Consider the following 21,684-nt stretch of genomic DNA (forward strand, 5'->3'; position numbering starts at 1 on the left):
GAGGATGATTGAAAAAATTAATAATTGGCTTCATGCAGCATATGAATCCAAAGCTTCTGACATTCATCTATCGGTTGGTGTGCCGCCTGTCTTCCGTATCAATGGAGAACTCAAGCGATACGGAGAAGACACGCTTAGCCCTGAAGACACGGAAAAATTATCAAAACAGATGATACCTGAATTTATGTGGGATCGCTTTGAAGAAAAAGGGGAACTGGACTTCTCTTATAGTGTACCTGGAATTTCACGATTCCGCGTAAATGCGTACAGGCAACGAAACTCTGTAGCGATAGCAATACGTATTATCCCAACTAGAATTCCGTCATTGGAAGAATTGCAACTACCATCCATTCTTCAAACACTAATGGACAAGCCTCAAGGACTGGTTCTTGTAACAGGCCCGACAGGAAGTGGGAAGTCGACCACATTAGCTTCCATGATTGACTTTATGAACAAAACCCAGAAAAAGCATATCATTACACTGGAAGATCCGATTGAATATTTGCACCGGCATAATCAATGCATGATTGATCAACGTGAGGTGGGTATTGATACAAGAAGCTTCGCATCAGGTTTACGTGCTTCTTTGCGTCAAGATCCAGATATCATCTTGGTTGGAGAATTACGCGACTTAGAAACAATACAAACAGCAATTACGGCAGCAGAAACGGGGCACCTTGTGCTTGGTACTCTGCATACAACAAGTGCACCATCAACCATTGACCGTATTATTGATGTATTCCCTGGCCCTCAGCAGGCGCAAATCCGTATCCAACTTGCATCCGTACTGGTTTCTATTGTTTCACAACGGCTGTTTCCAACCATCGATAGACAAGGACGCAAAGTGGCCACCGAAATTTTAGTCAATACACCTGCAGTGGCCAATCTTATCCGCAACGAAAAGATTCATCAAATTCAAAACGTGATGCAGACTAGCAAGGCTCAAGGGATGCACACACTTGATATGAGTATTAAAAGACTCATTCAACATGGAGATATAAGTCGTTTGTCAGCCGAAAGCTTTTTACAGGAGTCGATGCATTATGCCTAGGTTTACCTATACCGGCAGAAATACAGCCGGCAAACAAACTGGAAACATTACAAGCAGCTCACGCCGTGAAGCTTTTGTCGCTCTAAAAGAAAAAGGAATACGTGTTATGAATTTAGAAGAGGTACCTGAGTCTATTTTTACAAAAGAAATAACCTTAGGAAACCCTGTCAAACTTCGTGATTTTGTTATCTTTCTTCGCCAGTTTTCCACGCTAATCCGTGCAGGGATATCAGTGGTAGAGGCGACAAATGTTCTAGCTCAACAAACCTCTAGTAAGGTATTAAAACGGGTTCTTTTTGATGTGGAAGAAGAAATGAAGCAAGGAAATCCCTTATCAGAAGCAGCAGCCAAGCATCCGAAAATCTTTTCCACGGTGTTCATAAACATGATCAAAGCGGGGGAAGCAAGTGGAGCCCTTGATGATACGCTTGATCGCCTCGCAACACAATTTGAAAAACAGAATGAAACAAGACAAAAAATTGTTTCAGCATTAACTTACCCACTAGTGCTAGGTGTAATAGCAATCGGCGTAGTTATTTTCTTACTTGTTGGTGTAGTACCAACATTCGTCGCCATGTTTAGTGATTTTGGAGCGGATCTACCATTGATTACGAGATTCGTCCTCGGAGCGAGTGAGTGGATGCAAAGCTTCTGGTGGCTATTCTTGTTGTTGGTAATTAGTGCTGTAACAGGCCTGATGGCGATGAATAAAAAGAAGCAAACAAAGTACTATATTGACTATGTTTTATTGCGTGTTCCTATTTTCGGACCGCTACTTCAGAAAGCGGTTATTGCCAGGTTGACTAGGACGCTCAGCTCCTTATTTTCCAGCTCCGTACCTATTTTACAAGCAATATCAATCGTCGAAAAAATTGTCGAAAATGAAGTCATCGCGAAAGTGCTTGCTGATAGTAAAATAGAACTAGAAAAAGGGGAATCACTAACAGGCCCAATGAAAGAACACTGGGCGTTCCCACCACTCGTAACGCAGATGATCACCATTGGAGAAAGCACAGGATCACTGGATTCTATGCTGGATAAAATCGCAGAATTCTATGAAAAAGAAGTTGATTATGCGACCGATAGATTAAAAAGTTTAATAGAGCCATTAATGATTGTTGTACTTGCGGTGATAGTCGGGACTATAGTCACGTCTATACTAGTTCCAATGTTTGATATTTTTAATCATATACAAATGTAGAAACGTGTAAAATCTTATTGAAATTTGAAAGACAGTATAATAGAATGATAGTAGAATATGATACTACATATTTCCATTTAGGGAGGAAAATTACGATGTTACAAAAATGTAGAAAAATGCTAAAGAACGAAAAAGGATTAACCCTTATCGAGCTACTAGCAGTTGTTGTTATTTTGGGAATTATTGCTGCGATTGCTATACCTAGTATTGGTGGGTTGATAGATAATACAAAAAAAGATGCACATGTTGCTAATGCTCAACAAATGGTAAATTCCGCTAGATTGGCGATTACTGGAGATTCAAAATATCAAACAGGTACTTGGTATGTCAGTTTAGGATATTTAGAAACTGAAAACTATATTGAGGTCTTAAAAGACCCTCATAGTGGTGACACTACAGATGCTGGATCAAAAGTAGGTTATATGAGAGGCGGAACCGGTGCACCAATAGCAGAATCGGGCTCAGGACTAGCGACAATTACTAATGGTTCTTATGTAAAAATTGAAAATGGTACCCCAACTCAAGTAAGACTACAAAATGAGCAAACAACAAAGAGAGGAATTACTACTGCAGTTAATGTTTCCAACTTAAATAGAGATGTTGTTAATTAATACTTCTTTTGTATTTGTATCCGCCCTGCTCCTAGGCTCCTTCTACAACGTAGTCGGCCTACGAATTCCAAAGGGTGAATCAATCGTAACACCAAGATCACATTGTACAAATTGCAAGACCACATTGACGGGGCTAGATTTAGTTCCCGTCCTTTCATATGTTTTTCTTAAAGGGAGATGTCGGCACTGTCATAAGTCCGTGTCTCCTATTTATCCATTATTCGAGCTATTAACGGCTGTGCTTTTTGTCCTCGCTCCTCTTTTAATGGGATGGACGTATGAACTGATTGTTGCTTGGACCTTCATTTCTATGTTGATTATCATTGTCATATCAGACTTGCATTATATGATTATCCCAAACAAGATTTTACTTTTCTTTTTAGGACTTTTTATCATAGAACGTTTTTTCATTCCGTACCAAACGATACCCGAGCATCTAATAGGAATGGCAGTTGGATTCATGATCCCCTTTTTGGTCGCCATCATCTCCAAAGGCGGTATGGGTGGAGGGGACGTTAAATTATTTGCTGTACTAGGTTTTGTTTTAGGCTGGGAATTAGTAATACTTACATTCTTTCTTTCATCACTAATCGGCATGATTGCAGCACTAATTGGAATGCTGTTAGGAAAAGTGAAAAGAGGTGTCCCGTTTCCATTTGGGCCATCTATCGCCCTCGCTGCAATTATTACTTATTTTAAAGGGGAACAAATACTGAATTGGTATTTTACTTTACTCTTCTAGTAAATTATCTTACATAAGGAGCTTTCTGGATGGAATTCTCGTTTCTGCAACCAAAGCAAAACAACTTCATAAATATTATTATCCGTGACCATGTCATTCGAATGGTAGAGTTGAAGAGTTTGGATCCTCTCACCGTCAAACGCACAAATGAGCGTTTTTTGCCGCCTAATATCATTCGTGATGGGAAAATTGTCGATGAAAATGTTTTTCGTCTGATTTTAGAAGAATGTGTAGAGGATTGGGGACTTAAACGAAAGCATGTACGTTTTGTCGTGCCAGATCAATATGTTGTCACACGAAAACTGACCATCCCGTCTAACATTATGGATGATGAAATAATTGGTCACTTGTATTTGGAGTTAGGTTCCACCATTCACTTACCTTTTGAGGATCCAGTATTTGATGTGCATGTACTTCATCGTTCGGAAAAGACAGAACTTGTCCTTTTCGCTTCCCCAGAAGAAGTCGTCACTCAAATGTCCACTTTACTTGAAGAAAGTAAATTAAAACCAGCAGTGGCAGATGTTTCATCTCTCTGTCTGTACCGCCTCTATTATGAGTTCGGTCAACGAAATGAACAGGATCACCTGTTAGTCGTTCATTTTGATGTAAGCTGTATTACGTTAAGCATCTTCGTCAACCATGTTCCTGTTTTTATGCGCACGGTTGCTTTTCCTCAGGACATGAAGGTTTGGGAAGTATCGGTTACCAATACGCAGCTGGAATGGGCAGGGGATATAGTTCAATTTAATGTCTTCTTAGAAGATTTTATTGTGGAAGTGGAGCGAATCATGAACTTCTTCCGTTACTCCTTAAATCAAGGAAATGAAGAAATCAAGCGTATTCTTCTTCATGGCGACCATCCAAATTTCCCATTAATATTATCAAAACTCCGAGAAAAAATTTCTGTAAAAGTAGATACGTTTGAACAAGTTGTTTATACACAAGACCAAGATACGGTTGACCCGAAATACTATTATTCTCTAGGGTTGGCATTAAAAGAGGTGCAATAATGCTAGTTGATATCGACTTATTACCAAAGAGAAAATCACGAAATCTCACCACACCTCTTGTGTATGGCATTTGTGCCTTTTTCCTATTGTTTGTAGCAATCATTCTTTTTATTTTTTCTAATATGGTGAATAATGATGTGGAGACGGCGGAACAGGACCTTGAGATGGTGCAGCAATTAAGGATTGCAAAAGAAGAGGCGATAAATACACCCCAAAATTCTTCTTCCGCAAAGCGTCTAGAAGATACAGTAGCATGGGCAGAAGAGTATCCTCTTGAAATGGTTCCAGTCATGCAGGACTTGATCAGATTGCTTCCAGAACGCGGGTTCATCCAAAGTTTTTCTTATGATGAAACTGGACTATTAAACCTTTCTGTTCAATTTGACGAATCAAGAGATGCTGCGTACTTTCTCTATCATTTAAATGAATCACCTCAATATCATTCTATTGATCTTTCATCTATCTCTACTGTTGAGGTCGGGGATGAAGATTCGTTAGATGTCCTTCCAAGGTATGTTGGTCAATACACGCTTGGTTTTGACAGAACTGCATTTCAGACAATGGATCAGTTAGAAGAAGAAGGTACAGATGATGGCACGGAAACTGATACAGAATCGGACGAGGACGGGGGCGAGGATCTATGATGATTGAGTTAGAGCGCAAACATTATATTCTTCTTAGCTCCTGTGTTCTCCTTATTGTATTAGGAATTGCAGGCTTCTATTATTTATCCTATGCACCAAAGGAAGTTCGTGCTGAACAAATTCAACAGGAAAAAGCAATTGAAGAGCAGCTTATTCAAGTACTAGAACAACAAGAAGAAACTGCACAGGTAAATGGTAGTACAACAGTTGAACTGCAACGTAAAATTCCTGTGACTCCTTTTCTGGAACAACTCATTTTGGAACTAGAAAAAGCAGAAGTGTTATCTGACAGCACCATTGTAAATATGTCTTTTGGAGAAGCGGAATTTGTACCTGCTTCTACAACTTTGGAAGAATATGAGACGATGCATGATGAAGAAGTTGAGACAGTAGAAGAAGAAGCGTATCTTCCGGAAGGATTGAAAAAAGTAACAGTCAATTTGTCCGTCGAATCGGAAGTATATGAGGATCTGTCCACCTTTCTTAGTTCACTAGAGAGTTTAACTAGAATTACTCAGATAGAATCGGTTAATTTCACTGGTCAGCCGGAGGTCACATCAACAGAGCAAGAACTGCAACCATTAACTTATTCTGTGACGCTTTCAGCTTTTTATCATCCAGAGTTGGAAGATTTAATCGAGGAACTTCCTCCTTTGTCCGTCCCAGAACCTGCTAATAGAATTAATCCATTTATCGACAATGATTAAATTATTTCCGTGGAAATGGTCGAAATAGTTAGTCCGTCAAAGAAAGTGTCGGAAAAGAATTAGGACAAGACGACAAAAGTCTTGTTCTTTTTTTTATGGCCTATGATAGGATGAAACAAATCTGATCAAGACAAAAATTGTCAAATGTACACGGAGGTGGGAAAAGTGGACAATCACCAGGTGAAAATAAAAATTAATGGGAAAGAAAACTCGTATGGCTATGGTAAAAAGAAGAAAAAACACAATAAGGAAAAAGTTCAGACACAGCAAAAGGATGTTCCGGTAAAAGATAATCTCCCTGAAGAGGAAAAGCCAATTATCATAGTTGATGAAACTGCAGCCGCAGCGGAAAAAAAAGAGGAAGAATTCGAGTGGGTCCTTCCAGAAGAAACACCAGCGAAACCGAAAAATAACAGTAAAGATTCTTCAACTAAGCCCTCTTATATTGAAGATCTCCGTCAGCTAAACAAGGAAAAAGGAAAAGGATCAAAAGTGCGGCCAGCCCCGTTTGGAAAAAAGAAAAAATTAGTCCCTCCATCTTTCTCTAAACAATTATTAGTTTCCATAGGAATGGCAATCGGAATTGGAACCTGTCTCGGTTTTCTCATTCTAGGAGTCATGAACATGTCAGAATCACCGGGGAACCCTTCTGTGCCTACATCTGCCCCGGCCCCAACAGGTTCAAAGGAATCAACAGACACTCCAGCAGCTGCAAATGGAGATGGCAGTGCAACCATTCCTGCTCAAAATATATCGGTTCTTCAAGCAGGTGCTTTTTCCACACAGGATGGTGCAAAGGCGGAAATGGACAGACTGAAAGCTGCTGGTTTACCTGCAGTTGCTGTCGGGTCTGAACCAACTTTTGTTTTAATGGCGGTAGGTCATAGTGTAGATGGAATGAAACAGATTGCAACTGGAGTGCTTGATAAAGGCTTTGAACCTTTCGCGAAAGAAATGACCATATCAGAAAAAACATTTGATTCCCTTACGCCACAAGATACGCAGTTATTGCAGGAGGGACAAGTACTGTATAATCAGTTAACGGTGGCGACTGCACTTTTAATACAAGGTGGTTCTCTAGACAACGCAACAGCAGAAAGTCTAAATGCTTCCTTTGAAAAAGTAGCAGCCATTAAAGATGCTGAACTATCAGAAGCAACTAAAGGATGGAAAACATCCCTTGACGGAGCCTACCAAGACCTAAAATCCTACCAAGATTCTAAAAATGCCCAAACCTTATGGGGTGCCCAACAAAAACTTTTAGATGCCACGGCATTTTTGTATTAGAGGATAAGTGGATTGGAGCGAATGTCACTTGACTCCTGCGGGAGGAGGCTTCCGGACCGACCGCGGAAAACAAGTGACTGTAACGGGAAGTAACGTGTAACGTATAACGAAAGCCTCAAAACCAAATTTTGAGGCTTTTTTTCTGCTCAAAAAACAATCTTTCTAAAACGCCATAAGATATTTGTTCCAACGACTTTCTTTGTGTTAGGATTAACCTGTATCTCTCAAAATTTCTAACTATTTGCGGAAGGTGATAAAACATGAAACCTCTTATTTTAGCCTCAGGTTCCCCCAGAAGAAAGGAACTTCTCCAACAAGTACATCTCCCATTTAAAGTAAAGGTTAGCAATATTGAAGAAACTTTTGACCCAGAACTAACACCAGAAGAAATCGCCACTACTCTTGCTTATCAAAAAGCCCAAAGTGTGTTCCAAGAAAATCAAGAAGCGGTTGTGATAGGCTCTGATACGATTGTCGTCCTGGGCGATAAAGTTCTTGGAAAACCAGAAGATGAAGAAGAAGCAAGAGCTACGTTAAGAACATTAAGTGGAAACACTCACTATGTCATCAGTGGAGTGGCTATTCTCAGTAAGGAAAAAGAGCTAACTTTTTATGAAAAGACATCGGTTACGTTTTGGGAACTGACGGATGAGGATATAAACTTCTACATTCAATCAGGAGAACCGATGGATAAGGCAGGTTCTTATGGTATTCAAGAAGTAGGAGCTCTTTTTGTAAAAGAAATTAAAGGAGATTACTTTTCTATTGTGGGGCTTCCGCTTTCAAGAACGGTTCGTGAATTGAAAAGTTTTCGGTAAAATGAACGTAGCATGACCCTCCATTTACTTAAGGAGGAAAATGTATTGGAATCCACTAAATCCACAGCACTGATGATTAAAGACTACCCTGAAGATCAACGTCCAAGAGAGAGAATGATGCAGGATGGCCCCAAAAGTCTGTCTAATCATGAGCTACTGGCAATTCTGCTTCGTACAGGATCCAAAGAGGAATCGGTTCTGCAGCTTGCAAACAAGTTGTTAGTGAACTTTGAAGGACTTCGATTGTTAAAGGATGCATCTATGGAAGAGATTACGGACACAAAAGGGATCGGGAAAGTAAAGGCTGTCCAATTAATGGCTGCCGTGGAGCTTGGGAGAAGAATTCACCGGCTGCAATATGAGGACAGGTATGTCATCCGGTCGCCTGAAGATGCAGCGAATTTTGTCATGGAGGATATGCGCTTTTTATCACAAGAGCATTTTGTCTGCCTTTACTTGAATACTAAAAATCAAGTTCTACACCAGCAAACTGTCTTTATTGGAAGTTTGAATGCGAGCATCGTACATCCACGCGAGGTGTTCAAGGAGGCTTTTAGGCGTTCAGCAGCATCCTTCATTTGTATCCATAATCACCCTTCCGGTGACCCCGCTCCAAGTCGTGAAGACATAGATGTGACGAAACGACTCAGCGAATGCGGAAAGCTTATTGGCATAGAGCTTTTGGACCATTTAATCATTGGGGATCAGAAATTCATCAGTTTGAAAGAAAAAGGCTATGTGTAAGTACTATGCTTTTTTCATATCCTACGCTATAATATTACTCATGAGTTTGGAAGGACAACCTTCTTAATCCATCAAATTTCTACAATAAACGTTATCCACATGTTAATGAAAATATATGGGCATGCTTCGTCCTTTTTATCACTTTTCATTTACCACTATTACGCATTAGTATCAGAAAGGGAGATACACTTATATGTTTGGAACGAGAGATCTTGGTATTGACTTGGGAACAGCCAATACATTAGTTTTTATTAAAGGAAAAGGAATTGTTGTGCGTGAGCCGTCGGTAGTGGCGCTGCAAACCGACACACGCTCCATTGTTGCTGTCGGAAACGACGCAAAGAACATGATTGGTCGTACGCCGGGGAATGTTGTCGCATTGCGTCCGATGAAAGACGGAGTTATTGCAGACTACGAAACAACGGCAACGATGATGAAATACTATATTAAACAAGCGTTAAAAAATAAAAGCTCCTTCTCTCGCAAGCCATATGTGATGGTATGTGTACCATCCGGAATCACGGCTGTAGAGGAAAGAGCGGTAATTGATGCCACTCGCCAAGCTGGCGCTCGTGACGCGTACCCAATTGAAGAGCCGTTTGCAGCTGCAATTGGTGCGAATCTTCCGGTTTGGGAACCGACAGGAAGCATGGTGGTGGATATTGGTGGCGGCACAACAGAAGTGGCCATCATTTCTCTTGGTGGAATTGTTACCAGCCAGTCCATTCGTGTTGCTGGAGATGAAATGGATGATGCAATCATCGCGTATATCCGCAAAAATTATAACCTGATGATCGGGGAGCGTACAGCGGAAGCATTGAAGCTTGAAGTTGGTTCTGCAGGAGATCCAGAAGGCATTGAACCAATGGATATCCGTGGCCGTGATCTATTGACAGGTCTACCTAAAACGGTAGAAATCACTGCTAAAGAAGTGGGAGAAGCGTTAAAAGACACAGTAACTGCTATCGTTGATTCTGTAAAAGCGACATTAGAGCGCACTCCACCAGAATTAGCTTCTGATATTATGGACCGTGGAATCGTTCTTACCGGTGGCGGAGCCCTACTTCGCAACTTGGATAAAGTAATCAGTGAAGAAACGAAAATGCCGGTTATCATTGCTGAAAACCCGTTGGATTGTGTTGCCATTGGAACAGGGAAAGCATTAGATTATATTGATGAGTTTAAAAAGAAATCAAGAGATTATCGCTAAGTAGGTGTTAAGTCATGCCACAATTTTTCCTCAATAAAAGGTTGATTATTTTGTTGGTGAGCTTAATTTTTCTGGTGGCATTGATTGGTTTCTCTTTAAAAGAACGGGACGATTTGACATGGCCTGAACAGTTTGTGAAAGACACGACAGGTTTTGTCCAATCTATCTTTTATAGGCCCGCACATGTTGTCGCGGGTTTCTTTGATAATATAGGATATCTAAAGGATACGTATGAAGAGAATAAAGTGCTGCGTGCTAGACTAGAAGAATATGCTCTCTTAGAAACGAAAGTCCAAAAGCTAGAACAAGAAAATGAAGAAATTCGCGAAGTGATCGGCGAGCTTGATTCACTAAGCGACTATGAACCAAAACCAGCCACAGTGATTGGCAGAAATCCAGATCAATGGGTCGAACAAATTACTCTGAATAAGGGTAAGCAAAATGGTGTGGAGAAAGATATGGCCGTTATCACATCAGGCGGCTTAATTGGTAAAATTAAGCAGGCCAATGCTTTTACTTCCACTGTACAATTGTTGAGTTCATTGGATCCTAAGAATCGAATCTCTGCCTACATACAGGGAGAAGAGGACATCTTCGGATTGATTGAAGGATATGATGAAGAAAAAGGTGCCTTGCTGTTAAAAAGAATTCCTCACCAAGCAAAAGTAAAAGAAGGGGAGAGCGTCCTATCCTCTGGCCTTGGTGGTGTATTCCCAGAAGGATTAATGATTGGGGAAGTAACGGAAGTAGTGGCAGATGAGTATGGATTAACGCAAATGGCCTATGTAAAACCTGCTGCTGATTTCTATGACATCAACCAAGTAATGATCGTTAAACGAACACTAATATCAGGTGATGAACCAGTCGAATCAGAAGAAGAAGCAACTGAAGAGGGGGGCTCTGAGTGAGAAAATACGTCTTACCAGCCCTGCTTCTTTTCTTGTTTATCCTAGAAAGTATGAGTGTCGACTTCTTTGGCCTGCACAGTTTTCATGAAGAATGGATTATAGTGCCAAGGTTTATGCTGATTGTCATTGTTTTATGTGCCATTTACACAAGCCCATATGTCGGTTTAATTTGCGCGATGCTCTTTGGCTTTTTGTACGATGTAGTGTACACAGAAATTTTAGGTGTGTATCTGTTTGCATTCGGAATATCCGTCTATATCGTGTCTAGTATCTTACGATTTGTGAATACTAACTATTTGATCTCTTTCTTAATGGTGCTAGTGTCCATCTCTATTACAGAGCATCTCGTATTTGGCATTCACTCTCTAATTGGAACCACCGAACTGACACATTCCGACTTTCTTTCCATTCGCATGGTACCAACACTCATCTTCAATGCCAGCATCGCTTTACTACTGCTCTTCCCAATCAAACTGTTCATGGAACGCCTGGCAATCGAGCAGAAAGATGAGTTGACTTAAAAGGAAATATAGAAAAGTTGATTAATAAATTGGATTTCTAGCTGTTGATTGGAACGGAAGGCTGAGACTCCTGCGGGGGAGTAGCGACAATGTTGAGACCCCGCAGCGAAGCGAGGAGGCTCAAGGTTGCCCCGCGGAAAGCGAAGCCTGGCGTGGAAATCACAGCGGCGTTTAAACAATTCTAAAATTTATATAAGCCCAATCCCTACCAAAAGGGACGGGCTTTTCCATTACATACTAATTCTAGCAATCTTTTTTTATTTTATAAGAATAGGAAAAAGGAAATAGAAGGACAATGTCGAATTATATACTTGTTGAGGTGAACGTCGTGAATAGACAAAAACAACAGTATGTAACCATTAAGGGCACAAAAGAGGGCCTAACTCTGCATCTCGATGATACATGCTCATTTCAAGAACTTTTAGCTGAAATAGAAGCAAAACTAACGTCGAATAGCAATCCAGACGAAACCCCGCTCCTTGGAGTACGTTTAAAAGTAGGGAATCGTTTTCTAACTAATAAGCAACAAGAAAAACTGCGAGATGTCATACGAAGCAAGAAAAATTTTATCGTAGAAGAAATCGAAAGCAATGTCGTCACAAAAGAACAGGCCATTCAGTGGAAAAAGGAATCAGAAATTGTTCCCGTTGCACGGATGATCCGTTCTGGACAAGTCCTTGAGGTAGAGGGAGACCTTCTCCTCATTGGTGATGTGAATCCCGGTGGGACAGTGAAGGCGGGCGGCAATATCTTTATTCTTGGCGCATTACGAGGTAGCGCGTATGCAGGACTTCAAGGAAAAAAAGATGCTGTCATTGCAGCGAGCCTTATGAAACCAACCTTGCTTTCAATAGATAACACGATAAACCGCGCTCCAGATTTAAGTGAGCAACTAGAAGGAAGCAGTGAAATGGAGTGCGCCTATATAAATGATCAAGATCAAATTGTCATAGACCGCTTACAATTGCTTTCACAACTAAGACCGATGTTAACACGGCTTGAAAGGAGAATGTAACAAGTGGGAGAGGCTATCGTAATAACTTCTGGTAAAGGTGGAGTCGGAAAGACAACAACTTCTGCAAATATCGGGACGGCTCTTGCCTTGCAAGGAAAAAGAGTATGTTTGGTAGATACAGATATCGGGCTTAGAAACCTTGATGTTGTCATGGGTCTTGAAAACCGTATTATTTATGACCTGGTGGACGTGATCGAAGGACGTTGCAAAACACACCAGGCCTTAATCAATGATAAACGATTTGAATGCTTAAAACTTCTTCCGGCTGCCCAAACGAGTGACAAGACGGCAGTCAAGCCAGAACAGATGAAGAAACTGGTTGCAGAGCTAAAACAAGACTATGACTATATCATTATCGACTGTCCGGCAGGAATCGAACAAGGGTTTCAAAATGCCATAGCAGGCGCCGACAGAGCCATTGTCGTGACCACACCTGAAGTTAGTTCTGTTAGGGATGCAGACCGAATTATCGGACTGCTTGAAAAAGAGGAAAACATGGAACCACCAAGACTTGTCGTCAATCGTATCCGTAACCACATGGTGAAGAACGGTGAGATGCTGGATGTTGATGAAATTGTATCTATCCTGGCAATTGATATTATCGGAATTGTGGCTGACGATGACAGTGTCATCCGTGCCTCCAACAGCGGCGAACCAATCGTCATGGACACAACAAGCAAAGCATCCATTGCCTACCGCAACATTGCAAGGCGAATCCTGGGTGAATCCGTTCCATTACAATCCCTTGAAGATGAAAACAAGGGAGTTATGTTTAAAATTAAAAAATTCTTTGGTGTACGCTAAAGAATAGGTGAAGTCGTCTCTTTAATAGGGATGGCTTTTTTATTTTTAGAGAATAAATGAGCTTTCAATAAAAACAGTTTCCCTCGTCATATCCTCCCCGGACAAGTCATAAAATGGTACAAACCTATTTGCGGGAAGGGTGTTTGTATGAATGAACGGATAGCAGAAATAAAGAGAAGGGCCGCAAAGAGAAGACGTCAGAGGCAGAATCAGTTGCCGAAACGGAACAACATAGGATCAACACAACAGTTAATGCGTGATGAAGAAAGGTATGGGGGCGCAGGTTATACCTCTTTTGAAGGAGGTCCAGATGGAGGCGGAGGTCATCCGTTATTTAACAAGGAGCTTTTCCTGTTTAAGATTTTGGCATCGGCGATTCTTGTGCTGGTGGTAGCCATTATGTTTCAGAATCCTACAAGTACTTTGGAAAAGCCGCGTCAGTTTGTTTCTAAAACGATGGAGCAGAGTTTTCAGTTTGCAGCGTTCACTTCTTGGTATGAGGATAAGTTTGGGAAATCATTGGCGTTGTTGCCATTGCCAAAGAGTGCCGATCAGCCAAACGTCAATGCCGATGATTATGTTATACCTGCTTCTGGACGAGTTTTCGAAAGTTTTGAAGCGAATGGTCAAGGTGTGATGGTGGAAACAATGGCTCATTCGAATGTAGAGGCAATGAATGGTGGGTTCGTTTCGTTTGTGGGGAACAGAGAGGATACAGGCAAGACCATTATCATTCAGCATCCTGATGATAGTTATACGTGGTATGGACAGCTTGGCGAAGTAGAAGTAAAGCTCTTTGATTTTATTGAAACAGGCGATGTGCTCGGCAAAACGACGGTGCTTGAAGATGGTTCGAAAGGCATGTTTTATTTTGCCATCCAGAAGGATAATGAATTTATCGACCCTATGCAGGTGATTTCATTTGAATAATAAATGGCTGAGGCTAGTACAGAAGATTCATGTACATCCACTAATGTGGTTTCTCGCCGGATTGGCCATTTTAACGGCAAATTTTCGGGAGCTGCTTGTTTTATTTATTATTATATTTATCCATGAAATAGGCCACGGGATTGCGGCAACTCACTATAATTGGCGCATCAAACAGGTATTGTTGCTGCCATTTGGCGGGGTTGCCGAGATGGAGGAGCATGGAAACCGTCCGTTAAAAGAGGAATTGGTTGTGACGCTTGCTGGTCCGCTGCAGCATGTATGGCTTTCAGCAGGCGCATTTCTTCTTTTCAAGTTTGGCTATCTTTCTGCAGGCATGTGGGAGATGTTTTTTACTTTTAATATCATGATTTTTCTCGTGAACCTTTTGCCGATATGGCCGTTGGACGGTGGTAAGATCATGGGGTTGTTGTTTAGTCGTACTTCTGCTTTTGCGCAGGCGCATGAACGAACGTTACAAGCTTCCTTTGTGTTTTTGGCGCTTTTCTGTGCAACATATCTGGTTATTGATCCGTTGCACATTAATATATGGATCATCACAGTGTTCCTGTTTTTCTCCATATATACAGAGTGGAAACAGCGGCACTTTGTCTTTATGCGCTTTCTGATGGAACGTTATTATGGAAAGAATAATTCGTTTTCTACGATTACCCCGATTGTTGTGGATGAAAAAGAGAAGATACATCAGGTGCTTCAGAAGTTTAAGCGTGACTGCAAGCACAATATCATCGTAATGAAGGGGAATGACAAACTGCCTCCGCTTGACGAAAATGAATTGCTGCATGCTTATTTCAAGGAGAAGTTGACGACAATTGATATAGGAGATATCCTGTATTCATACTAAAAACTTCACTTCGAAAGCTGAGGCTAATTCATTGATAGAGTTAATTATGGATATGAAGGCGACGGAAAAAAGAGTCGCGATAAAAGAGGATGATAAAATTGTCGAGTTGCTGATAGATCGGCCGACAACGCATCCGATAGAAGGGAATATGTATGTTGGTCGCGTTGTGAATGTCCTGCCAGGCATGCAAGCCGCTTTTGTTGATTTTGGACAAAAGAAGCCAGGGTATCTTCACCGCGACCATTTGTGTTCCTATCAAATCTCCACCCTTTCTAAAACGGAGAAGGAACAGAAAGGGATCTCTCATTTTGTCCATGAAGGGGAAGCGATTCTTGTGCAGGTAGTAAAGGAGGGGGAGGGAACGAAAGGGGCAAAATTGACTGGGCTTCTAGAGTTTCCAGGTACACATATCGTGTATCAGCCTTATGGAAAGTACAAAGCGATTTCCAAGAAAATGTCGGATGCAAAAAGGCAGGAATGGCGGAAGCTTCTGCAAGAGTGGCTGACTTCCGATGAAGGGGTTATTTTACGAACGGCAAGTGAGCATGTTGCGGCAGATGTGGTAGAGGCAGAACTGCTGGAGTTGCAGCGACAGTTTCTTGAGGTGCAGGAGAAACAGAGTGCATCAGTAAAAGTACCTTCCCTTGTCCATGAAGAGGATCATTTCTTATCAAAAATCATCCGGGAGATTCCACCTGCTGAGGTAAAACTTGTGGAGGTAGATCATGCGGGGACTTCCCAGCTTTTAAAAAAGAATGGCTATCCTGTCCGATTTTATCAAGGTAAGGAAGGCATTTTTAAAAGAAGGGGCATGGAGCAGGAACTTGAGAAAGCGTTGAAACGGATTGTTTGGCTGCCAAGCGGCGGATATATCATTATCGAACATACTGAAGCGATGACGGTCATTGATGTGAACACAGGTAAATACATAGGGAAAACAGGGCTGCAAGAGACCGTGTTGAAAACTAACCTCGAGGCTGCGGTGGAAATAGCGAGACAGCTTCGGCTAAGGCAAATCGGTGGTATCATTATTGTTGATTTCATTGATATGGCAAATGACTCGGAGCGACAACAGGTTTTTAGTCAAGTGAAGGGAGCGGTTCAGAAAGACCGCTCACATGTGAGAGTGATTGGATTCACGGAATTAAATCTGTTGCAATTGACGCGTAAAAAAGTTCGAGAGCCGTTAACGAAGATGTTGTTGCAACCATGTTCTTCTTGTGACGGGAAAGGTGTGGTGTTTTCTGTTGATACCGTCACCTACCAGCTGGAACGGGAACTGTTGGAGTTTAAGGGGAGCGATGTGGAAGCGGTAGTCGTGGAAGCAAGTCAGGAAGTGGTGGACAAGCTAATGGGGTTGCCAGATATATTGGAGCGAAGCGGTCTCCAGATTTATTTTATAGAAAAAGACGTAGCACCACGTTTTGACATACGTTTTGCCGGTTCTGTTGAGGACGCGAAAGAAAGGGTAAAAACGCTGTGAAACCTTATTGACATAAGGGTTTGGAATATGCTAAGATGTTCTTTGTTAGTTTGTAGCACCCGTGCTACAACCGCACAGTCCAGGTTCCATGAAATATGGGCGTGAAATTCGTTACATATACCTGACACTGGCGAGTCTGAGTCTATTGAGGAGGTGCAAGAGAATGTACGCAATTATTGAAACAGGTGGTAAGCAAATCAAGGTTGAAGCAGGTCAAACGATCTACATCGAAAAACTTGATGGTGCTGCTGGAGATGTAGTAACTTTCGACAAAGTTCTTTTCGTTGGTGGCGACAATGTTAAAGTTGGTAGCCCACTAGTAGCGGGAGCAACTGTAACGGCTAAAGTTGAGAAACAAGGTCGTGCGAAGAAGATTACTGTATTCAAGTACAAAGCGAAGAAAAACTACCGTAAAAAACAAGGTCATCGTCAACCTTACACAAAAGTTACTGTTGATGCAATCAACCTGTAATTTAAAGGTGATCGGATGATTAAAGTTACAATTAAGCGAGACGATCACAAGCTGATCCAATCGTTTACCATAACTGGACATGCTAACTTTGCCAAAAAGGGTGCAGACATTGTGTGTGCCGGTGTATCAGCTGTATCTTTCGGTACAGTGAACGCGGTCATGTCATTATGTCAAGTCACTCCTGATATAGAGCAAGGTGCAGATGGATTTTTAAAGTGTTCGGTCCCATCCGGCTTGGATGAGTCGACATTTGAAAAAGTACAACTGTTGCTAGAAGGTATGGTTGTGTCTTTAGAGACGATAGAACGTGACTATGGAAATTATATAACCATTTCTAAGTAGGAGGTGGAATACATGTTAAGATTAGATCTTCAGTTCTTTGCTTCCAAAAAGGGAGTAGGTAGTACTAAAAACGGTCGTGACTCTCAATCCAAGCGTCTTGGCGCTAAGCGTGCAGACGGTCAACAAGTTTCTGGTGGTTCTATTTTATACCGTCAACGCGGTACTAAAATTTACCCAGGAGCAAACGTTGGACGTGGAGGAGACGATACATTGTTCGCGAAGGTTGACGGAATCGTTCGTTACGAGCGTCTAGGCCGTGACCGCAAACAAGTTAGCGTATATCCTGTTGCTCAAGAAGCATAATTCCAAAGGAACTCTAGCCTATGTTTAGGTTAGAGTTTTTTTAATGCCGCGGATTAATGCGCCGCATAAACTGCCCAGCTGTAGATAGCACATGTAACTTGAAGGTAACTTTACATTATTCGACGTCGTTAACGAAAATCCTTTGGGGGTCTGACCCCCTTTTCTTCTTTTTTTATGCTATAATCGACATAGTTAAGTAGGATTTGGAATTAAAGTTTGGACTAGGAGTACGGTATTATGAGAAATAGAGGGACGTTGGATGTGTTGCGTCATTCGAGGCATGATTGGCTTAATCAGATTCAGTTGATTAAGGCGAATTTGTCGCTTGGGCGTTTGGAGCGAGTGAACAATTTGATAGAGGAGATTGTGCTAGAGGCCAATCATGAATCCAACTTGACGAATTTACAAGCCCCTGCATTTGCGGAATATCTGATTACTTTCCATTGGGAACCGAGATTATTTTCGATGGAATATGAAATTATCGGAGAGCCTGTAAATCTGTCAAAAGCGGATGAGCTATTGTACAAATGGATTTCTTCTTTGTTTACCGACCTAGAAAATGCGGTAAACAAAAAAGCAGATAACCATTTGTTTTTAAGTTTGCATATAGAAGAGGCGGAAATTCGTTTCTTTTTTGATATAAATGGAATACTAGAAGATACAGACTTTTTAACGGAGTGGCTGCAAAGACAGCCGGAGAGTTTCTCAGTGGTTGAACAAGAAATAACCCTTGAGCAAAGTACCATCCAAGTGTCTTACAAGTTTTAAAAAATGAACGCAAAAGGTATTTATTTACCTTTTGACATATCGGAGTGAATAATCAATGTTTGTCGATCAGGTCAAGATTTATGTAAAAGGTGGCGACGGTGGGAACGGAATGGTTGCCTTTCGTCGAGAAAAATATGTACCGGATGGTGGACCAGCCGGCGGTGATGGTGGAAAAGGAGCGGATGTCATTCTTCAAGTAGAAGAAGGCTTACGCACACTGATGGATTTCCGTTACAAACGTCACTTTAAAGCAAACCGTGGAGAACACGGAATGTCTAAAAACCAGCATGGAAGAAATTCTGAATCCATGATTGTAAAGGTTCCACCGGGAACTGTCGTTATGGACGATGATACAAAAGAAACATTGGCTGACTTAACAGAACACGGTCAGCAATATGTAGTGGCAAAAGGTGGACGCGGTGGTCGCGGTAATACACGTTTTGCTACACCAAGAAACCCTGCTCCAGAAGTTTCCGAAAACGGGGAGCCAGGTCAAGAGCGCTATGTTGTCCTTGAATTAAAAGTTCTTGCAGACGTTGGACTTGTTGGCTTCCCAAGTGTAGGAAAATCAACTCTTCTTTCTGTCGTTTCGGCAGCAAAACCGAAAATTGCAGAATACCATTTTACTACTATTGTCCCTAATCTTGGGGTAGTAGAAACCGAAGATGGCCGCAGCTTTGTTATGGCCGATCTACCTGGCTTGATTCAAGGGGCACATGAAGGCGTGGGGCTTGGACATCAATTCCTTCGTCACATCGAGCGTACAAGAGTCATCATCCATGTCGTGGATATGGGTGGATTAGAAGGCCGCGATCCTTTTGAAGATTACAAAACAATCAATGAAGAGTTAAAAGAATACAATCTGCGTTTGACTGAGCGTGCGCAAATTGTGGTAGCAAACAAAATGGACATGCCGGATGCTGAAGAAAATCTTGAGACATTCAAGCAGCAAGTAGGCGATGATGTAAAAGTTTTTCCTATCTCTGCGCTAACTCGCAGCGGTCTGCGTGACCTTTTATATGCAGTAGCGGATGAGCTGGAACATGCACCAGAATATCCATTATATGAAGAAGAAGCAATTGAGCAACGCGTAGTTTACAAGCACGAGGAAGAAGAACTTCCATTTATGATTACACGTGATCCGGACGGTGCCTATGTACTATCAGGTGAAAAACTTGAAAAACTGTTTGTCATGACAAACTTCAACCACGAAGAGTCCATCAAACGATTTGCCCGTCAGCTTCGTGGTATGGGAGTAGATGAAGCATTACGTGCACGAGGTGCAAAAGACGGCGACATCGTTCGTCTACAGAAATACGAGTTTGAATTTGTTGAATAGATTGGTCAGAGGGGATAATTCATTTTATCCTCTCTTCTTTACATATGTATAATTTTGATTGATAAAAAAAGGAGAGATATCCGATGTTAGAGGAGAAGTTCTTTTTAGTGCGGGAGGACGTTTTGCCAGAAGCGATGAAAAAGTCGATTGAAGTAAAAGAGATGCTCGCACGCGGAAAAGTGGATTCCATCGCTGAAGCAGTTCAAAAAGTGGACCTCAGCCGCAGTGCCTTTTACAAATATCGGGACACCGTTTTTCCGTTTCACACCATGGTAAAAGAAAAAATTATGACCTTGTTTTTTCACCTGGAAGATCAAACAGGTGCATTATCACAACTTCTGGCAACGGTAGCAACTGTCGGCTGTAACGTGTTGACCATTCACCAGACCATCCCGTTACAGGGAAAAGCAAATGTCACACTTTCCCTTGATATGTCTGGCTTAAAAGGTGATATCAACGCTTTACTTTCGATGTTGAAGCGATTAGAATTTGTAGATAAAGTAGAGATCTTAGGGACAGGCGCTTAGCTTTAGTGCTACCCTTAGGAAGCATAGTGGAGATAGGGGAGTAGAGAGCATGACGAAAATTGGATTTTTAGGACCGAAAGCAACATTTACCGATATGGCAGTTACAAAATTTTTTCCGGAGTCTAGTAAAAAAGCATTTTCCACGATACCTGAGTGCATGGATGCGGTGTTAGAAGGCAAGGTCGACATGGCAGTCGTTCCACTTGAGAACGCAATTGAAGGCTCTGTAAATGTGACACTTGATTACCTTATTCACGATTGTCCTTTGCCGATTGTAGGCGAACTGACCATTCCAATTAGTCAGCATTTATTAGTTCATCCTGATCATATAAAAAATGGCGGAGAGCTGGAAGTAATCTACTCCCACTCCCACGCAATTGCCCAATGCCATAAATACTTACATAAAAATTTTCCGAATGCAGTATATGAAACCACGTCCTCCACTGCCGCAGCCGCAAAACTGATTTCCGATCACAGGCTTTCCAAAATGGCCGCGTGCATTGCGAATTCGCTTGCTGCAAAAGAATATAACTTAAGTGTGTTGCAAGAAAATATTCATGACTATGACAACAACCATACCAAGTTTATTATCCTCCATCGAGATGAGACGGTGATGCTTCAAAATAAAGAGTACACCAATGCGGGGGAGAAGACTACCCTCATGGTGTCGCTCCCTACGGACCAATCAGGTGCACTACACCAAGTGTTATCAGTATTTGCATGGAGAAAGTTGAACCTGTCGAAAATAGAATCCCGCCCAATGAAAACGGGTTTGGGTAACTATTTTTTCATTATTGATATTAATGAGGAAGTAGAGCATCCGTTAATTCCACCAGCGATCGAGGAGCTGGAGGCACTTGGTTGCTCGGTAAAAGTGTTGGGGAGATATAAAAGTTATTTGTTGAAATAGTTTTGTTTTGTTGGGAAAACTCGTCTAAGGGCGCTGAAATTAGATGCATCTTTGGGCGGTTTTTTTGTTGTTGATGGGGGAGGGCATTTTATACGACATTGAAGAGAAGAAGAAGCAGGGTGAAAAGTGAAATAAACCGTTGTATACGCCCGAAGCCGAGAGAAAGTAGGAGGAAAAGTGAAATAGATGCGTTCTATATGCCGAAGCGTGAGAAAGTAGGAGGAAAAGTGAAATAAAAGCGTTCTATATGCCCGAAGCGGGAGAAAAAGCAGGTGATTGGTCTAATAGAAACTTGTCTCTCTGGCCGAAACCATATCGACCTTTGCAAACCGGTAGTAGAGAAGCCCTGTCTCCGCCCGAAATAACAGCAACCTTCGCAAACCGGTAGCAGAGAAGCCTTGTCTCCGCCAGAAACCACCGCAATCTTCGTAAACCGGTAGTAGAGAAGCCTTGTCTCCGCCCGAAACCGCCG

26 protein-coding genes and 1 other annotated feature are annotated in these 21,684 nt (G+C 41.7%); of the genes, 25 read left to right on the forward strand and 1 reads right to left on the reverse strand.

Features of this window, described 5'->3' with window-relative positions; genetic code table 11:
* The first annotated feature begins 4 nt into the window (after positions 1-4).
* The 25 genes from AAV98_RS07255 (at position 5) to pheA (ending at position 21,212) form a co-directional block, all read left to right on the forward strand.
* The gene (locus AAV98_RS07255) at positions 5-1,051 is read left to right on the forward strand and encodes a type IV pilus twitching motility protein PilT (RefSeq protein WP_060664894.1); all 1,047 of its coding nucleotides are present in this window, start codon (positions 5-7) and stop codon (positions 1,049-1,051) included.
* Positions 1,044-2,252 carry a type II secretion system F family protein gene (locus AAV98_RS07260; protein WP_060664895.1) on the forward strand — a complete coding sequence of 403 codons (1,209 nt, stop codon included), beginning with the start codon at positions 1,044-1,046 and terminating at the stop codon, positions 2,250-2,252. Before AAV98_RS07255 ends, AAV98_RS07260 begins: the two co-directional genes overlap by 8 nt.
* Before the next feature lie 95 nt (positions 2,253-2,347).
* A complete protein-coding gene (locus AAV98_RS07265; RefSeq protein WP_060664896.1) occupies positions 2,348-2,863 on the forward strand; it encodes a prepilin-type N-terminal cleavage/methylation domain-containing protein in 516 nt (171 codons plus the stop codon).
* Positions 2,850-3,605, forward strand: coding sequence for a prepilin peptidase (locus AAV98_RS07270; RefSeq protein WP_060664897.1), 756 nt, complete (start codon positions 2,850-2,852; stop codon positions 3,603-3,605). The genes AAV98_RS07265 and AAV98_RS07270 overlap by 14 nt, the downstream gene beginning before the upstream one ends.
* A 29-nt stretch (positions 3,606-3,634) precedes the next feature.
* Positions 3,635-4,618, forward strand: coding sequence for a type IV pilus biogenesis protein PilM (gene pilM, locus AAV98_RS07275; protein WP_060664898.1), 984 nt, complete (start codon positions 3,635-3,637; stop codon positions 4,616-4,618).
* Positions 4,618-5,262 carry a PilN domain-containing protein gene (locus AAV98_RS07280; RefSeq protein WP_060664899.1) on the forward strand — a complete coding sequence of 215 codons (645 nt, stop codon included), beginning with the start codon at positions 4,618-4,620 and terminating at the stop codon, positions 5,260-5,262. The genes pilM and AAV98_RS07280 overlap by 1 nt, the downstream gene beginning before the upstream one ends.
* On the forward strand, positions 5,259-5,969 hold the full coding sequence (locus AAV98_RS07285; RefSeq protein WP_060664900.1) for a hypothetical protein: 711 nt from the start codon (positions 5,259-5,261) through the stop codon (positions 5,967-5,969). Before AAV98_RS07280 ends, AAV98_RS07285 begins: the two co-directional genes overlap by 4 nt.
* A 165-nt stretch (positions 5,970-6,134) precedes the next feature.
* The gene (locus AAV98_RS07290; RefSeq protein WP_060664901.1) at positions 6,135-7,256 is read left to right on the forward strand and encodes a hypothetical protein; all 1,122 of its coding nucleotides are present in this window, start codon (positions 6,135-6,137) and stop codon (positions 7,254-7,256) included.
* Positions 7,257-7,516: 260 nt separating this feature from the next.
* Positions 7,517-8,074, forward strand: a complete 558-nt coding sequence (locus AAV98_RS07295; RefSeq protein ID WP_060664902.1) for a Maf family protein — start codon at positions 7,517-7,519, stop codon at positions 8,072-8,074.
* Between the two features lie 72 nt (positions 8,075-8,146).
* Complete coding sequence (gene radC, locus AAV98_RS07300; RefSeq protein WP_060664924.1) at positions 8,147-8,818, forward strand: RadC family protein; 672 nt, start codon at positions 8,147-8,149, stop codon at positions 8,816-8,818.
* Between the two features lie 193 nt (positions 8,819-9,011).
* Positions 9,012-10,028 (forward strand): rod shape-determining protein, encoded by a 1,017-nt coding sequence (locus tag AAV98_RS07305; RefSeq protein WP_010195904.1) that lies wholly within the window; start codon positions 9,012-9,014, stop codon positions 10,026-10,028.
* A 14-nt stretch (positions 10,029-10,042) separates the two neighbouring features.
* The gene (mreC, locus tag AAV98_RS07310) at positions 10,043-10,936 is read left to right on the forward strand and encodes a rod shape-determining protein MreC (protein ID WP_060664903.1); all 894 of its coding nucleotides are present in this window, start codon (positions 10,043-10,045) and stop codon (positions 10,934-10,936) included.
* Positions 10,933-11,457, forward strand: coding sequence for a rod shape-determining protein MreD (mreD, locus tag AAV98_RS07315; RefSeq protein ID WP_060664904.1), 525 nt, complete (start codon positions 10,933-10,935; stop codon positions 11,455-11,457). Before mreC ends, mreD begins: the two co-directional genes overlap by 4 nt.
* Before the next feature lie 295 nt (positions 11,458-11,752).
* Positions 11,753-12,472: a septum site-determining protein MinC gene (minC, locus tag AAV98_RS07320; RefSeq protein WP_060664905.1), complete on the forward strand. Its 720-nt coding sequence runs from the start codon at positions 11,753-11,755 to the stop codon at positions 12,470-12,472.
* Between the two features lie 3 nt (positions 12,473-12,475).
* A complete protein-coding gene (gene minD / locus AAV98_RS07325; protein ID WP_060664906.1) occupies positions 12,476-13,276 on the forward strand; it encodes a septum site-determining protein MinD in 801 nt (266 codons plus the stop codon).
* A gap of 147 nt (positions 13,277-13,423) precedes the next feature.
* Positions 13,424-14,206, forward strand: a complete 783-nt coding sequence (locus tag AAV98_RS07330) for a M23 family metallopeptidase (protein WP_060664907.1) — start codon at positions 13,424-13,426, stop codon at positions 14,204-14,206.
* On the forward strand, positions 14,199-15,068 hold the full coding sequence (locus AAV98_RS07335; RefSeq protein ID WP_231687711.1) for a M50 family metallopeptidase: 870 nt from the start codon (positions 14,199-14,201) through the stop codon (positions 15,066-15,068). Before AAV98_RS07330 ends, AAV98_RS07335 begins: the two co-directional genes overlap by 8 nt.
* A 31-nt stretch (positions 15,069-15,099) precedes the next feature.
* Positions 15,100-16,551: an Rne/Rng family ribonuclease gene (locus tag AAV98_RS07340; RefSeq protein WP_156317680.1), complete on the forward strand. Its 1,452-nt coding sequence runs from the start codon at positions 15,100-15,102 to the stop codon at positions 16,549-16,551.
* A 58-nt stretch (positions 16,552-16,609) separates the two neighbouring features.
* Positions 16,610-16,699, forward strand: a sequence feature (ribosomal protein L21 leader region).
* A 15-nt stretch (positions 16,700-16,714) separates the two neighbouring features.
* Entirely contained in the window at positions 16,715-17,023 is a 309-nt protein-coding gene (gene rplU / locus AAV98_RS07345) for a 50S ribosomal protein L21 (protein WP_060664909.1), read from the forward strand.
* A 15-nt stretch (positions 17,024-17,038) separates the two neighbouring features.
* A complete protein-coding gene (locus AAV98_RS07350) occupies positions 17,039-17,365 on the forward strand; it encodes a ribosomal-processing cysteine protease Prp (protein WP_060664910.1) in 327 nt (108 codons plus the stop codon).
* Positions 17,366-17,377: 12 nt separating this feature from the next.
* Positions 17,378-17,668, forward strand: a complete 291-nt coding sequence (gene rpmA, locus AAV98_RS07355; RefSeq protein ID WP_060664911.1) for a 50S ribosomal protein L27 — start codon at positions 17,378-17,380, stop codon at positions 17,666-17,668.
* A gap of 237 nt (positions 17,669-17,905) precedes the next feature.
* Positions 17,906-18,436 (forward strand): Spo0B C-terminal domain-containing protein, encoded by a 531-nt coding sequence (locus AAV98_RS07360; protein WP_060664912.1) that lies wholly within the window; start codon positions 17,906-17,908, stop codon positions 18,434-18,436.
* A gap of 55 nt (positions 18,437-18,491) precedes the next feature.
* A complete protein-coding gene (gene obgE / locus AAV98_RS07365; RefSeq protein WP_060664913.1) occupies positions 18,492-19,775 on the forward strand; it encodes a GTPase ObgE in 1,284 nt (427 codons plus the stop codon).
* A gap of 83 nt (positions 19,776-19,858) precedes the next feature.
* Positions 19,859-20,302 (forward strand): ACT domain-containing protein, encoded by a 444-nt coding sequence (locus AAV98_RS07370; RefSeq protein WP_010195933.1) that lies wholly within the window; start codon positions 19,859-19,861, stop codon positions 20,300-20,302.
* Positions 20,303-20,351: 49 nt separating this feature from the next.
* A complete protein-coding gene (gene pheA, locus AAV98_RS07375; protein ID WP_060664914.1) occupies positions 20,352-21,212 on the forward strand; it encodes a prephenate dehydratase in 861 nt (286 codons plus the stop codon).
* A gap of 281 nt (positions 21,213-21,493) precedes the next feature.
* On the opposite strand, the gene AAV98_RS20720 is transcribed toward pheA, so the two are convergent.
* A partial coding sequence (locus AAV98_RS20720) for a hypothetical protein (RefSeq protein ID WP_231687712.1) occupies positions 21,494-21,684 on the reverse strand: 191 nt, incomplete at its 5' end.

The organism is Bacillus sp. CHD6a, assembly GCF_001293645.1.
In the GTDB taxonomy this organism is placed as follows: domain Bacteria; phylum Bacillota; class Bacilli; order Bacillales; family Bacillaceae_I; genus Sutcliffiella_A.